Origin of the sequence: Mycetocola manganoxydans, assembly GCF_003667545.1 — a bacterium.
Lineage (GTDB): Bacteria > Actinomycetota > Actinomycetes > Actinomycetales > Microbacteriaceae > Mycetocola_A > Mycetocola_A manganoxydans.
Genome location: NZ_RCUV01000008.1, coordinates 139,134 through 152,122, shown reverse-complemented (window position 1 = coordinate 152,122; position 12,989 = coordinate 139,134). Strand labels below are relative to the sequence as shown.

At 67.2% G+C, this 12,989-nt stretch carries 15 protein-coding genes; 10 read left to right on the top strand and 5 right to left on the bottom strand.

Features of this window, described 5'->3' with window-relative positions:
* Nucleotides 1-62 precede the first annotated feature (62 nt).
* The 3 genes from hemB (at nt 63) to D9V29_RS14925 (ending at nt 3,202) form a co-directional block, all read left to right on the top strand.
* On the top strand, nt 63-989 hold the full coding sequence (gene hemB / locus D9V29_RS08795; protein WP_229790481.1) for a porphobilinogen synthase: 927 nt from the start codon (nt 63-65) through the stop codon (nt 987-989).
* On the top strand, nt 977-2,308 hold the full coding sequence (hemL, locus tag D9V29_RS08790; protein ID WP_121672945.1) for a glutamate-1-semialdehyde 2,1-aminomutase: 1,332 nt from the start codon (nt 977-979) through the stop codon (nt 2,306-2,308). Before hemB ends, hemL begins: the two co-directional genes overlap by 13 nt.
* A 102-nt stretch (nt 2,309-2,410) precedes the next feature.
* Entirely contained in the window at nt 2,411-3,202 is a 792-nt protein-coding gene (locus tag D9V29_RS14925) for a hypothetical protein (protein WP_183084964.1), read from the top strand.
* Nucleotides 3,203-3,228: 26 nt separating this feature from the next.
* On the opposite strand, the gene acuI is transcribed toward D9V29_RS14925, so the two are convergent.
* Together acuI and D9V29_RS08775 are read right to left on the bottom strand one after the other, a co-directional pair.
* The gene (gene acuI, locus D9V29_RS08780) at nt 3,229-4,239 is read right to left on the bottom strand and encodes an acrylyl-CoA reductase (NADPH) (protein WP_121672944.1); all 1,011 of its coding nucleotides are present in this window, start codon (nt 4,237-4,239) and stop codon (nt 3,229-3,231) included.
* A gap of 9 nt (nt 4,240-4,248) precedes the next feature.
* Nucleotides 4,249-4,830, bottom strand: coding sequence for a helix-turn-helix domain-containing protein (locus tag D9V29_RS08775; protein WP_229790471.1), 582 nt, complete (start codon nt 4,828-4,830; stop codon nt 4,249-4,251).
* A gap of 68 nt (nt 4,831-4,898) precedes the next feature.
* Between D9V29_RS08775 and D9V29_RS08770 the strand changes: the two genes are divergently transcribed.
* Complete coding sequence (locus tag D9V29_RS08770) at nt 4,899-5,621, top strand: SAM-dependent methyltransferase (protein ID WP_121672942.1); 723 nt, start codon at nt 4,899-4,901, stop codon at nt 5,619-5,621.
* A gap of 16 nt (nt 5,622-5,637) precedes the next feature.
* On the opposite strand, the gene D9V29_RS08765 is transcribed toward D9V29_RS08770, so the two are convergent.
* Complete coding sequence (locus D9V29_RS08765; protein WP_121672941.1) at nt 5,638-5,925, bottom strand: hypothetical protein; 288 nt, start codon at nt 5,923-5,925, stop codon at nt 5,638-5,640.
* 336 nt (nt 5,926-6,261) lie between these two features.
* Between D9V29_RS08765 and D9V29_RS08760 the strand changes: the two genes are divergently transcribed.
* Nucleotides 6,262-6,513 carry a hypothetical protein gene (locus D9V29_RS08760; protein ID WP_121672940.1) on the top strand — a complete coding sequence of 84 codons (252 nt, stop codon included), beginning with the start codon at nt 6,262-6,264 and terminating at the stop codon, nt 6,511-6,513.
* A 9-nt stretch (nt 6,514-6,522) separates the two neighbouring features.
* On the opposite strand, the gene trhO is transcribed toward D9V29_RS08760, so the two are convergent.
* A complete protein-coding gene (trhO, locus tag D9V29_RS08755) occupies nt 6,523-7,428 on the bottom strand; it encodes an oxygen-dependent tRNA uridine(34) hydroxylase TrhO (protein ID WP_121673034.1) in 906 nt (301 codons plus the stop codon).
* A 100-nt stretch (nt 7,429-7,528) separates the two neighbouring features.
* Here trhO and D9V29_RS08750 point away from each other — a divergent pair, with 100 nt between their 5' ends.
* Complete coding sequence (locus D9V29_RS08750) at nt 7,529-8,326, top strand: HpcH/HpaI aldolase family protein (protein ID WP_121672939.1); 798 nt, start codon at nt 7,529-7,531, stop codon at nt 8,324-8,326.
* On the opposite strand, the gene D9V29_RS08745 is transcribed toward D9V29_RS08750, so the two are convergent.
* Entirely contained in the window at nt 8,311-8,874 is a 564-nt protein-coding gene (locus D9V29_RS08745) for a dihydrofolate reductase family protein (RefSeq protein WP_121672938.1), read from the bottom strand. The genes D9V29_RS08750 and D9V29_RS08745 overlap by 16 nt on opposite strands.
* A gap of 131 nt (nt 8,875-9,005) precedes the next feature.
* On the opposite strand from D9V29_RS08745, the gene D9V29_RS08740 reads away from it, so the two are divergent.
* From D9V29_RS08740 to D9V29_RS08725, 4 genes are all read left to right on the top strand, one after another.
* The gene (locus D9V29_RS08740; protein ID WP_121672937.1) at nt 9,006-10,199 is read left to right on the top strand and encodes a thiolase family protein; all 1,194 of its coding nucleotides are present in this window, start codon (nt 9,006-9,008) and stop codon (nt 10,197-10,199) included.
* A 234-nt stretch (nt 10,200-10,433) separates the two neighbouring features.
* A complete protein-coding gene (locus D9V29_RS08735) occupies nt 10,434-11,198 on the top strand; it encodes a 3-hydroxyacyl-CoA dehydrogenase (protein WP_121672936.1) in 765 nt (254 codons plus the stop codon).
* An 18-nt stretch (nt 11,199-11,216) separates the two neighbouring features.
* A complete protein-coding gene (locus D9V29_RS08730) occupies nt 11,217-11,990 on the top strand; it encodes an enoyl-CoA hydratase/isomerase family protein (RefSeq protein ID WP_121672935.1) in 774 nt (257 codons plus the stop codon).
* Between the two features lie 140 nt (nt 11,991-12,130).
* Nucleotides 12,131-12,958 carry an SDR family oxidoreductase gene (locus D9V29_RS08725; protein ID WP_121672934.1) on the top strand — a complete coding sequence of 276 codons (828 nt, stop codon included), beginning with the start codon at nt 12,131-12,133 and terminating at the stop codon, nt 12,956-12,958.
* The last annotated feature ends 31 nt before the right edge of the window (nt 12,959-12,989 follow it).

Sequence of the window (12,989 nt, the reverse complement as noted above, 5' to 3'; positions counted from 1 at the left end):
CGTAGGCTGAACGGGTGAACGTACCCGTGATTCGTCCCCGCCGTCTCCGTCAGACTCCCGCCATGCGCCGCCTCGTCTCTGAGACGCGGTTGCACCCGGCCGAACTCGTCCTTCCGCTCTTCGTGCGCGAAGGTGTCGACGAGGCGGTGCCGATCGGTTCGATGCCCGGTGTGTCTCAACACACGCTCGACTCGCTCAAGCGCGCGGCAGCAGATGCTGCCGAGGCCGGTGTCGGCGGAGTGATGCTCTTCGGGGTTCCAGCCGTCCGCGACGCGACCGGCTCGCAGGCGACCGATCCCCGCGGCATCCTGAACGTCGCGACGGCTGCGGTCGCCGCGGAGGTCGGCGACGCGCTCGTCGTGCAGACCGACCTCTGCCTCGACGAGTTCACCGATCACGGTCACTGCGGGGTGCTCGACGATCGAGGGCGGGTCGACAACGACGCCACCCTGGAGCGGTACGTCGACATGGCGCTGGTCCAGGCAGATGCGGGATCGAGCATATTGGGGCTCAGCGGCATGATGGACGGCCAGGTCGACGCCGTGCGCTCCGCTCTCGACGAGGAAGGATTCGTCGACACCGCGATCCTCGCCTATTCGGCCAAGTACGCGTCGGCGTTCTACGGACCGTTCCGCGAGGCCGTCGACTCCCAACTGTCTGGCGATCGACGCAGCTACCAGCTCGACCCGGGCAACCGGCGCGAGGGAATGCGCGAGTCCACCCTCGACATGTCCGAAGGTGCGGACATCGTCATGGTCAAGCCGGCGGGCAGCTATCTCGACGTTCTCGCCGACGTCGCCGCGATGAGCGACATTCCAGTCTGGGCATACCAGGTCTCCGGTGAGTACGCGATGATCGAGGCTGCTGCGGCGAACGGCTGGATCGATCGGCGCCGTGCGATCGAGGAGTCGGTGATCAGCATCCGGAGGGCAGGCGCCGACACCGTCCTGACCTACTGGGCGACCGAACTGGCAGGATGGCTCAAGTGAACAACGACGACCTCTTCGACCGTGCCAAGCTCTCCATCCCCGGCGGAGTGAACTCGCCGGTTCGCGCCTTCGGTTCCGTCGGCGGTACTCCCCGCTTCCTCGTGAAGGCCTCGGGAGCGACAGTGACGGATGCCGATGGCACCGAATACCTGGACCTCGTCGGTTCCTGGGGCCCCGCCATCCTCGGCCACGCCCACCCGGACGTCGTGCGGGCCGTTCAGGACGCCGCCACCCGCGGACTGTCCTTCGGTGCATCGACGCCTGCCGAAACGGAACTGGCCGAACTGGTCAAGGAACGCGTCTCCGCTGTCGGCGTCGCGCCGATCGAGAAGCTGCGGCTCGTCTCCACGGGCACGGAAGCCACCATGACGGCGATCCGTCTCGCTCGGGGTTTCACGGGCCGTGACCTGCTCGTCAAGTTCGCTGGGCACTACCACGGCCACTCCGACGGACTCCTCGCCGAAGCGGGCTCGGGCCTCGCCACGCTCGCCATGCCGGCATCCGCCGGTGTGCCGGCGGCCATCGCCGCGCAGACCCTCGTCTTGCCATACAACGACCTCGACGCCCTGCGCGCCGTCTTCGCCGAGCGCGGTGACCAGATCGCCGCGGTCATCACCGAGGCCGCCGCCGCGAACATGGGAGTTCTCGCGCCCAACCGCGGCTTCAACGCCGCTCTCACCGAACTTGCCCACGAGAACGGCGCGCTCGTCATCCTCGACGAGGTGCTCACCGGATTCCGGGTCAGTCCTTCCGGTTTCTGGGGCCTGTCGCTCGCGGACGGCCCGGTCTACACCCCCGACCTGTTCACGTTCGGCAAGGTCATCGGTGGAGGTATGCCGCTGGCGGCATTGGGCGGACGGGCTGACGTCATGGACTTCCTCGCCCCGTCGGGCCCGGTCTACCAGGCCGGAACGCTGAGTGGTAACCCCGTCGCCGTCGCTGCCGGGATCGCCACCCTCGAACGCGCCACCGCTGCCGTCTACGCGCGCCTCGACGAGGCATCCGCCGTGCTGTCCTCCGCCGTGTCGGAGGCATTGAGCCGCGAGGGCGTCGCCCACGTCGTGCAACGCGCGGGCAACCTGTTCAGCTTCGTCTTTGCCGAGGACCGACCGCGTAACTACGCCGAAGCCCAGGCGCAGGAGGCGTGGCGATACGCCCCGTTCTTCCACGCCATGCTCGATGGCGGGGTGTCTTTGCCGCCGAGCGTCTTCGAGGCGTGGTTCGTCTCGGCCGCGCACGACGAGAACGTCATCGCGCGGATTGTCGACGCTCTTCCCGCCGCAGCTCGCGCCGCAGCGGAGGCGACGAAGCCCGCCTGAGCGGCCGCCGGGGTGACCCGCAAACCGATCTCCAACCGGGACGTTATGTCTTTGTGAGGTGTCACCACCGGGTTTCTCGCCGGACCCCGGCAGACTAGGGGGATGGCTCGACTCCTGCTGCACCCCGACCGTCTCGAAGTGATTTTGTCGACCGCTGAAAAGACTCTCTCGCTGCGGCGGGAGAACATCGTCGTGCCGCGTTCGTCGATTCGGTCGGCCACGCTGACCGACGATCCGTGGATCTGGGTCCGCGGCATCCGTGCCCCCGGCACCGCCATCCCCCTGACGCTCGCCGTCGGCCAGTGGAAGTTCCACGGCGGCAAAGACTTCCTCGTGCTCAAAGGCACGAAGCCGTCCGTCGTCATCGATGTCGCCGACGAGGAGTTTTCGCGTCTCATCATCACGACGAAGCACGGCATGGAGCTCGTGTCGAAGCTCCAGCTCGACGTCAAACCAACCAAGAAGTCGCCGCGTGTGCGCAAGACAACGCCGCAGGTGATGCCGAAACCCAAGAGGGTACCGAAGACGGACGCCGACGCGCCGGCCGCCGCTGGAACGCCTTCTCCCACGGAGGGCCTCGCCGTCGTCACTCCGGATACCGCCGTGGCAGCGGCCAAGGCCCGCGCACCACGTAAGACGCCGACGAAGTCCGCTGCAGCCAAAGCAGCAGCGGCGAAGCTCGCGGATGAGGCGGGCGTGACGTCGGCCGAGCCGAAGCCGAAGGCTCCCGCGAAGTCGGTTCGACCCCCGGCGGCCACACCCGCGAAAGCGGCGAAGGAGCCGAAAGCTCCGGCAGCCAAAAAGCCCCGTGCTCCGAAAGCCACACCGTCGACGGGTTCGCCGAAGGCGGCCGAATCCGCAAAACCCGCGCCGGATCAGCCGGACGCCGTCTGATCCGCGTTCACCGACCCGGGTGTGCGTCAGGCGTTGACGTCGACGACGGTCCTGCCGCGGACTCCGCCGTCGAGGATGCTTTCCGCCCGCTCCTGAGCAGCGGCAAGCGGGATCTCTTCGGTCATTGAGTCGAGCAGTCCTACGTCGAGATCACGAGCGAGCCGGTCCCACGCCTCCTGCCGTGAGGCCAGGGGTGCGTCGACGGAGTTGATCCCGGCGAGGCTGACACCGCGGAGGATGAATGGAAGAACGGTTGCCGGAAGGTCAGGCCCCTGCGCCAGCCCGCACGCGGTGGCGACGCCGCCGTAGGCGAGCTGGGCGATCGCATTGACGAGAGTGTGACTTCCAACGGCGTCGACGACAGCGGCGTATCGCTGTGACTGCATCGGCTTCCCCGGTTCGGACAGGGTGGAGCGATCGATCACGTCCGAAGCGCCGAGCGCGCGCAGATACTCGCCCTCACTGTCGACTCTGCCGGTCGAAGCAACGACCTCGAACCCGAGCCGGGAGAGCAGCGCGACGGCAACCGAACCGACACCGCCGGCGGCGCCCGTCACGAGCACCGAGCCGTCGCCCGGCGAGACGCCGTGCTTTTCGACGGCGAGGACGGACAGCATCGCCGTGAAGCCTGCCGTACCGATCGCGGCGGCCCTGCGTGCACCGAGCGCATCGGGAACCCGGACGAGGAAGTCGCCATCGACGCGCGCTCGTTGTGCAAGCCCGCCATGGTGGCCCTCGCCGATGCCTGCACCGTTGAGCAGGACGACATCCCCGGCCGACCACACGTCTGAGTCCGACGACTCGACCGTGCCAACCAGGTCGATACCGGGGATGAGCGGCCAGTTGCGGACCACTCCCGGCCGGCCGCACAGCGCGAGTCCGTCCTTGTAGTTGATGCTCGAGTACTCCACCGAGACGACGGTGTCGCCCGGCATGAGGTCGTCGTCGGAGAGTTCGCGAACGGATGCCGTCTGCGTTTCTTTTCCGGAGGCATCCGCCTCTTTCGATACCAGCCAGCCCGAGAACGTCGTTGTCATGCGTCCAGCCTAGGGCCGCGTGGCCGGGCGGGCACGGAGGTGGATCCGCTTGCCCTCCTTGCTGAAGATCGACAGCACCTCGGCGGGACCCGCTCCCGTGGCCGCCAGCCAATGCGGGATGCGTGTGTCGAACTCTGCGGCTTCGCCCGCACCGAGCGTCACGTCCTGCTCGCCGAGCACGAGCCGCAGGCGACCGGAAAGGACATACAGCCATTCCTGGCCGTCGTGGACCCTGGGGTCGGGAACCGCGACGACCCCAGCGGGGTTCGCAGGAAACGTCACTTTGTACGTTTGCACCGGACTGGACTCGGGTGACAGCGTCTCGTACTGGATCTCGCCTATGCGTTTCGTCGTGCGCGACACCCGCGGGTCGAGTGCCGTGCGCGGCACGATGTCGTCGAGTTCGAGCCGGAGGGCGCGGGCGATCGGCACCACGAGTTCAAGGTTCGGCGCACGTTTGCCTGCCTCGAGGCGAGAGAGGGTGCTCGTCGAGATTCCCGTGGTCTCACTGAGCTCGGCGAGGGTCATGCTGCGCTTCTCGCGCCAGCTCTTGAGTCGCGGGCCGATGAGGGTGAGCGAGTCGTTCTGCACGGTGTTCCATTCTTGCCGATTCGGCATCGATAGTTGCTCTTAACGTAGCATCCGTGCAGGCTGGACACATGACCTCCCACCACGACCACTCCAGCGCAGCTCCTCACGCTCACGGCGCGACCGCCCACAACTCTCATGTCGACGCAGTCGGTCCCGACAGCCCGGCTGAGTTCTGGGAGGCGCGCTATGTCACCCACCGGAATGAGAGCGGGCAGATCTGGAGTGGTCGCGTCAACGCAACCGTCGAACACGAAGTGCTCGGTCTGACACCCGGCGCCGCCCTCGAACTCGGATGCGGAGAGGGGGCGGATGCTCTCTGGCTCGCCTCCCAGGGGTGGAAGGTCACGGCGCTCGACATCTCTGCGAACGCGCTGGCCGTGGCCGCGGCGAAGGCAGCCGAGCAGGGACTCGCTGACCGGATCGAGTGGGTGCAGACGGACCTGGACACGTGGCATCCGTCTGCGGAATACGACCTCGTGACGGCGGCGTTCTTCCACTCCCCGGTCGAGCTCGAACGTGAGGCGATTCTGCGGCGCGCTGCCTCCGCCGTCGCACCCGGTGGACGCCTGCTCATCGTCGGGCACGCGGCGTTCCCGCCCGACTCCGAGCTGGCTGAGCACGACCAACACGGCCAGCCTCTGCCGTCGACCGAGGAGGTGCTCGCATCGCTCGCTCTCCCCGACGGCTGGGTCATCGAGACAAACGGACTCTACGACCGCACGGTTCCGTGGAAGGACGGCAGGACCCTGGCGATTCAGGACACCGTGGTCCGGGTTCGGCGGGAGCGGTAACGGGGGCTTTCGTCGATCAGAGGGTCTTGTACGCCGTGAGGTGCGCGATCGTGTCCGGGTCGTCGACGATCTCATCGGCGCCGTCGAACGCGGCATCCGCGGGGTAGACCAGCAGTGGAACACCGGCGACGAACTGGGCGGTGACCTCAACGACCTGGGCCGGATCCGTCGTGTAGCACCGCATCGCGAAGAACTGACCCTGGGGGAGACCCGAAATGATCAGGTGGTTGATGTGACCAACGAGGGCATCGGCGTAGGTATCCGAGACGGTGAAGGAGCGGCCGTAGTAGTCGATGCGTTTCATGCTGCAACTGTATCGGGGGGTTAAGGACGGCGGGGCGGCAGGTCACGGAGACGGCGGGCGGCGGCATCGAGCACCCCCGCCCATGGGCGCCCGACCACACCCTGGGCACTCGACGCCGTCGCCCGCCTGAGCGCAAGCGAGCGAGCCATCGAAGGGTTTACAGGAGACTGCACGGTTTACAGGATGCTTTCGGAGATTTTCTCCTGCTAAACGTACGATCTCCTGTTTTGCGTGCGCTCTCATTGCTCGTTGCAGGCGTGGCGAGCGCGGCGCAAGGGCCTTGCCGACGGCTCTGCGACGGAATTACCGTCGAAGGACCGCAACGAGAGGAACACCATGAGTGACATCGAGAACGGCTCACCCAAGAACGCACTCCCCGACGGCCTTGCCGCCACACCCGAGGTCGTCGACGCCCAGTTCGTCGAGCAGGGCTTCAGCGAAGACATCGTGTCGTCGCCAGAGCTTCGCGGTTCGGACTACGACGGCGACAACGAGGTGCTCAAGGAGCACTACAACAACGAAGACGCCGATCCCGAGGCCGCAGACGAGATCCTCAACGACCAGATCGACGGTCGTACCGACGGCTAGGCAGACCCGCTACTTCGCTACGGCCGCGTGTGTCCCACAGAGGGGCGCCGCGGCCGCGTGCGTTTCGCACAGAACCAACTGGGTGCGGCAGGAGGCATCCGCGCAGTTCTGCATGTGCTTGGACGGTTCGCCACAGACCGAGCATGAGCCGATCACGGCGGCGTGGTCCGAGAAATCCATGGACATGCGGTTGTCGAAGACGTAGAGCGAGCCCTCCCAGAGCCCGTCGTCGCCGAAGGTTTCGCCGTAACGCACCACCCCGCCGTCGAGCTGGTAGACCTCACCGAAACCTCGGCTCTTCATCAGCCCCGAGAGCACCTCACAACGGATGCCGCCGGTGCAGTACGTGACGACCGGCTTGTCCTTGAGGTGGTCGTACTTTCCGCTCTCCAGCTCGGCGACGAACTCGCGCGTGTTCGACACTTCGGGCACGACCGCGTCCTTGAATCGCCCGATCTCGGCTTCGAAGGCATTGCGTCCGTCGAAGAACACCACGTCGTCTCCGCGCTCGGCGACGAGTTCGTGCAGCTCGTCCGGCTGCAGCTTCGTGCCCCCGCCGACGACGCCAGCGTCATCGACCTGAAGCTCACCCGGTGCACCGAACGAGACGATTTCGTCGCGCACCTTCACGACGAGCCGGGGAAAGTCGAGGCTCGCGCCGTTCTCGTCGAGCCCGGTGCCCTCCGACCACTTCACGTCCAGGTTCTTGAACGCCGGGTACTCGCGCGTCTTGCGCAGGTACTTCTTCACGGCGTTCAGTTCGCCACCGAGCGTGCCGTTGAGGCCGTCCTTCGAGAGCAGGATGCGTCCTCGCAGATTGAGGGATTCGGCGAGGTCACGCTGCCACAACCGAATCGCGTCGGGGTCGGCAAGTGGCGTGAAGACGTAATAGAGAAGGATCTTCGAGATGGCCACGATGCCCATTTTAGTCCAGCCGTCTGGATGCTCGCCCGGCCTAGGATGGTCGGTGGTCAGGGGGGATCACTCGTGACTGCCGAGAGAAAGGTCGCAAGCGATGTCGTACGGTTCCCTGCAGTCACGCGAGAACACCGAGGGTGAGCGTTCTCTGCGCTCGGAAATCACCGGGCGGGCACTCGTCGGGACATTCCAGATCATCGGCAGCCCCACCGTCACCGAGGTCCTCGCGCTCTCGGGCGCAGACATCATCGTCCCCGATGCCGAACACGCCGCTTTCGACCTGCCGATCCTGGAGCAGCTGGTGCGCGCAGGAGACGTGCGCGGAGCATCCGTCGTGATTCGTGTCCCAGGGCTCGGCAACGACCTCAGCCGCGCGCTCGACACCGGGGCAGCCGGCGTCATCGTGCCGCGGGTCGAGAGCGCCGCCGACGCCGAAGCGATCGTTCGTGCCACCCGGTTCCCACCCGTGGGCGCCAGGGGAATCGGCCCTGCCAGAGGCACGAGCTACGGGCTCGACATCCCCACCTACCGCGAACGCGCCAACGATGACCTTCTCGTCGTGGCGATGGTCGAGACGCGGGCCGGTCTCGACGCCGTCGACGACATCGTCGCTGTCGACGGCATCGACGTCATCCTCATCGGGCCCGCCGACCTCGCGTCGAGCCTCGGCTCACCGATCGGCAGCACCGAACACACGGATGCCGTCTCCCGCATCCTCGACACCGCACTCGCGGCCGGGCGACAGGTCGGCATCCACTGCGCAGACGCCGAGTCAGCGGCGGCCTATCGCGATCGCGGCATGCACATGCTGCTCATCGGAACGGATGTCTCTTTCCTCTCGAGCGCTGCGGTCGCGGACCTCCGCGGCCTGCCGGGGGATCACACCAGCGCATAGCTCGCGCGCAGAAGCCCCGAGTCGTATGCGGTGCTCTCGAGAAGCGCGAGCTGCGACGCGAAGCCGTCGGGGAACAGCCGCGTGCCTTCGCCGAGGAGGACGGGGCAGATCTGAAGCCATACCTCGTCGACGCCACCCTCCCGGAACAACTGGTCGGCGAGTGACGGGCTGCCCCAGACGATGACGTCGCCCGTGGCGTCGTCGGCGATCGCGCGAAGGGTGGCCGTGGCATCCCCCGCGACGATCGTCGCCGGTGGGTGGTTTCCCCACGGAGCTTTATCGAGCGAGCGCGAGAACACGACCTTGTCGAGGCTGTTGAGCTTGTCAGCGATGAGCTCGTCGCGTGACTGCCCGGTCGGCCAGTAGCTCGCGAACATCCGGTACGTCGTACTCCCGAGCGCCATCACCGAGATCGAGTCGAGCGACCGCAACTGGTCGGCATCCGCTTCGTTCCAGTCCGTCACCGACTCGAAGAAGTCGAGGTTTCCGGCGGAGTCAGCCGCGAACCCATCGAGCGTGACGAGTTGCTGAACGAGAATCCTGCCCATGAAGCTCTCCCTTCACTGTGCTGAGCGTTCCCCACGCTGCCACGACGGAACGCGAGACGGAAGGGGGATGCCGCTGGCCGGGTTCACGGCAAAAGTCGTACGCTCGAAGACAACCGACCGATCGGAGCACCATGTCACGCGCTGTCATCATCGACGCCATTCGAACGCCATCCGGGCGGGGCAAGCCCGGCGGGGGCCTGAGCGAGATCCACCCGGTCGACCTTCTGGCCCAGGTCCTCCAGCAACTCGTCGAGCGCACCGGGATCGACCCGGCCCGCATCGACGATGTCATCGCCGGCTGCGTCACACAGGCTGGACGGCAGTCGGTGAACATCGCCCGCAACGCGGTTCTCGCCGCCGGCCTCCCGGAAAGCGTTCCCGGCACGACGGTGGACCGGCAGTGCGGCTCCAGCCAGCAGGCGGCGCAGTTCGCGGCACAGGCGATCATGGCGGGCACGAGCGACATCGTGATCGCGTGCGGAGTCGAGCAGATGAGCCGGCAGCCGATCGGCTACGCCACGCTGGGGGAGGATGCCTACGGCCAGGGCGTTCGGGAACGATACCCCGACGGTCTCGTTCACCAGGGCATCTCGGCCGAGCTCATCGCCGCTCGCTGGAAGCTCAGCAGGAGTGACCTCGACGCGTACGCCGCCCAGTCGCACCGCCGCGCGGCATCCGCCATCGATCGCGGCTTGTTTGTTCCCGAGGTCGTCCCGGTCAACGTGCCTGGCGCGGATGGCAGCAGCACCCGGTTCGGTGTCGACGAAACGGTGCGCCGGGGAACCACTGCCGACGGACTCGCCGGGTTGTCGCCCGCATTCCGCACCGACGAGTATGCCGAGCGTTTCCCCGACATCGGCTGGAACATCACCGCGGGCAACGCGTCCCCGCTCACCGACGGGGCATCCGCTGCCCTCATCATGAGCGAGGAGAAGGCGGAGGAACTCGGCCTCACGCCGCTCGCACGCTTCGTCGGCTTCGCCCAGGTCGGCAGCGACCCGATCGAGATGCTCACCGGCGTCATCCCAGCGACGCAGCGACTGCTCGAGCGCACCGGGGTTTCGATCGACGACATCGACGTGTTCGAGGTCAACGAAGCGTTCGCGTCCGTGCCGCTCGCCTGGCAGCGCGAGTTCGACGTCGATGCGTCGAAACTCAACCCGTGGGGCGGCGCGATTGCTCTCGGGCACCCGCTCGGAGCATCCGGAACCCGCATTCTCGCGACCCTCGTCAACGCACTCAACACCGGCGGCGGGCGTTACGGCCTACAGACCATGTGCGAGGGCGGCGGCATGGCCAACGCGACCCTGATCGAGCGGATCTGACGCAGCGAGGTTCGCTCAACAGGCGTGATTTGGCCGCGAGCACTCTCAACAGGTGCAAACGGCCGGTTTCCGGCGCGACTGCCTGTTGAACGTGCACGGCGACGTTGTAGAGACGACACAACGCCCCGGCGAGGCAACGCCTGCAGATCGTCGTCGGCGACAACGCGGGTGGAGCGCGCCGGCCGGCACCCCTAGGCTCGCAGCACACCCACTCAGGAACGAGAGGACCCAGCAATGAAGCTTGACGGAGCATCCGCCCTCATCACCGGTGGCGCCTCGGGACTCGGCAACGCCACAGCCACCCGGCTCAGCGCAGCCGGGATGTCGGTCGTGATCGTCGACCTGCCGTCGTCTCCCGGTGCGGATGCCGCGGCGCGGCTGGGTGAGAACGCACGTTTCGTTCCCGCCGACGTGTCGAACGAAGACGAAGTTCAGGCAGCCGTCGACGCGGCCCTCGAGCTGGCACCCCTCCGGATCGTCGTCAACTGTGCCGGCGTTGCCACACCGGGCAAGGTCCTCGGTCGTGACGGCATTCTGCCCCTCGAGACATTCAGCCGCGTGCTCCAGGTGAATCTGATCGGAACCTTCAACGTCGTGCGGCTCGCCGCCGCCGCGATGGCGGAATCCGAGCCGGACGCCGACGGCGAACGGGGCGTGATCGTCAACACCGCCAGCGTCGCCGCATTCGACGGGCAGATCGGCCAGCCCGCATACGCAGCGTCGAAGGGCGGTGTCGCTGCCATGACACTTCCGCTCGCGCGGGAACTGGCGAGATACGGCATCCGCGTCGCCACGATCGCGCCGGGGATCATGGAGACCCCGATGCTCAAGGGCCTCCCGCAGGCGGCGCAGGACTCGCTCGGCGAGCAGGTGCCGTTCCCGTCACGCCTCGGCCGCCCTGACGAGTACGCGGCCCTCGTGCAGCACATCGCCGAGAACTCGTACCTCAACGGTGAGACCATCCGCCTGGACGGTGCCATCCGGATGGCACCGAAGTAGCTCTATCAAAGGAACCACATGACCGACAGCATCCTCTTCGCCGTGAACGACGGCCTCGCCCACATCACCCTCAACCGTCCTGCCAGGCTCAACGCGATCAATGACGACGCCGCCCACGCCTGGCTCGACATCGCTCGTCAGGTTTCCGACCGCGACGACATCCGAGCCGTGCTCGTCGACGCCGCCGGTCCAGCGTTCTGCGCGGGCGGGGACGTCGCTGAGATGAGCGCGATGGACGGCGAGACATCCGCCACCATCGGCGAGCTCGCCGACATCATCCACGAGGGGCACCAGATCCTCACCGCGACACCGAAGCCGATCGTGGCCGCCGTTCAGGGCGCCGTCGCCGGGGGAGGCCTCGGCTTCATGCTCGTCGCCGACTACATCGTCGCGTCCGAGAACGCTCGCTTCGTGTCGAAGTACGCCGACATCGGCCTCACCCCGGACTGCGGTGTCTCGACGCTCCTCCCCGAAGCCGTCGGCCTGCGCCGCGCGCTGCAACTCACCCTCAGCGACACCTCGCTCACCGCCGCCGAAGCCCTCGACTGGGGCCTCATCACCGAGGTCACCCCTCCGGGCGAGACGGATGCCCGCGCTCGCGCGGTCGCCGATCGCTGGCTCACCGGCGCGACCGCGGCATTCGGGCAGGCGAAGCGACTGCTCCGATCCGGCGTGCACCGCGAGCTCCGGGCCTCGTATGACGACGAAGCCCGCACGATCGCCGCGGCAGCGGGAACCGATGACGCCAGGGCCCGCATCGCCGCGTTCGTCGCCCGCTCGGCCCGCCGCTAGCATCCGCTCGCCGGCCGGGCCCGCGAATTCACCCACTCCGGACCACAACACGCGCTACGCCGGGTGAATTGGTCCGCACCGAGTGAAAATGCATCCGGCCCGCGGCATCCGCCCCCGAACCTCGAAACGAAAGTGACCCCATGACAGCACCACTCGCAGGAAAGACGATCCTCATGTCGGGCGGCAGCCGCGGCATCGGCCTCGCCATCGCCCTCCGTGCCGCACGCGACGGCGCCAACATCGTGATGCTCGCCAAGACGGACACCCCCGACCCGCGCCTCGAAGGCACCATCCACACCGCGGCCGACGCCGTGCGCGCGGCAGGCGGCCAGGCGCTCGCCGTCGTCGGAGACGTGCGCGACGACGCGTCCATCGCCGACGCCGTCAGCCAGGCCGTCGACACGTTCGGGGGCATCGACATCGTCGTCAACAACGCGAGCGTCATCAGCCTCGCGCGCACCCTCGACCTCGAGCCCAAGCGCTTCGACCTCATGCAGGACGTCAACATGCGCGGAACGTTCATGCTCTCGCGCGCCGCGATCCCGCACCTCAAGCAGGCCGACAACGCGCACATCCTGTCGCTGAGCCCACCGATCAACCTCGACCCGAAGTGGCTCGGCGCACACACCGGCTACACCCTCGCGAAGTACGGGATGTCGATGGCGACACTCGGTTTCGCCGCCGAATTCGCCCGCGACGGCATCGCCGCCAACACGCTGTGGCCGCGTACGACGATCAAGACCGCTGCCGTCGGCAACATCCTCGGCGGAGAGGCGCTTCTCGCCAAGAGTCGCACGCCGGAGATCTACGCGGATGCCGCCTACGAAGTGCTCATTCAGCCGGCACGTGGGTACACGGGCCAGTCCCTCATCGTCGAAGACGTTCTGATCGCCGCCGGTGTGACCGACTTCTCGCAGTACTCACCCGGTGTTGCCGAGGACGACCTGTTTCCGGACATCTTCCTGTAGGCGGCGGCCGGCCCGCGGCATCCGTTCACCC

Excerpts from the sequence above, each read along its gene's own strand:
- hemB (WP_229790481.1), top strand. The coding sequence starts at position 63 with ATGCGCCGCCTCGTCTCTGAGACGCGGTTGCACCCGGCCGAACTCGTC.
- hemL (WP_121672945.1), top strand. The coding sequence starts at position 977 with ATGGCTCAAGTGAACAACGACGACCTCTTCGACCGTGCCAAGCTCTCC.
- D9V29_RS14925 (WP_183084964.1), top strand. The coding sequence starts at position 2,411 with ATGGCTCGACTCCTGCTGCACCCCGACCGTCTCGAAGTGATTTTGTCG.
- acuI (WP_121672944.1), bottom strand. The coding sequence starts at position 4,239 with ATGACAACGACGTTCTCGGGCTGGCTGGTATCGAAAGAGGCGGATGCC.
- D9V29_RS08770 (WP_121672942.1), top strand. The coding sequence starts at position 4,899 with ATGACCTCCCACCACGACCACTCCAGCGCAGCTCCTCACGCTCACGGC.
- D9V29_RS08765 (WP_121672941.1), bottom strand. The coding sequence starts at position 5,925 with ATGAAACGCATCGACTACTACGGCCGCTCCTTCACCGTCTCGGATACC.
- D9V29_RS08760 (WP_121672940.1), top strand. The coding sequence starts at position 6,262 with ATGAGTGACATCGAGAACGGCTCACCCAAGAACGCACTCCCCGACGGC.
- D9V29_RS08750 (WP_121672939.1), top strand. The coding sequence starts at position 7,529 with ATGTCGTACGGTTCCCTGCAGTCACGCGAGAACACCGAGGGTGAGCGT.
- D9V29_RS08745 (WP_121672938.1), bottom strand. The coding sequence starts at position 8,874 with ATGGGCAGGATTCTCGTTCAGCAACTCGTCACGCTCGATGGGTTCGCG.
- D9V29_RS08740 (WP_121672937.1), top strand. The coding sequence starts at position 9,006 with ATGTCACGCGCTGTCATCATCGACGCCATTCGAACGCCATCCGGGCGG.
- D9V29_RS08735 (WP_121672936.1), top strand. The coding sequence starts at position 10,434 with ATGAAGCTTGACGGAGCATCCGCCCTCATCACCGGTGGCGCCTCGGGA.
- D9V29_RS08730 (WP_121672935.1), top strand. The coding sequence starts at position 11,217 with ATGACCGACAGCATCCTCTTCGCCGTGAACGACGGCCTCGCCCACATC.
- D9V29_RS08725 (WP_121672934.1), top strand. The coding sequence starts at position 12,131 with ATGACAGCACCACTCGCAGGAAAGACGATCCTCATGTCGGGCGGCAGC.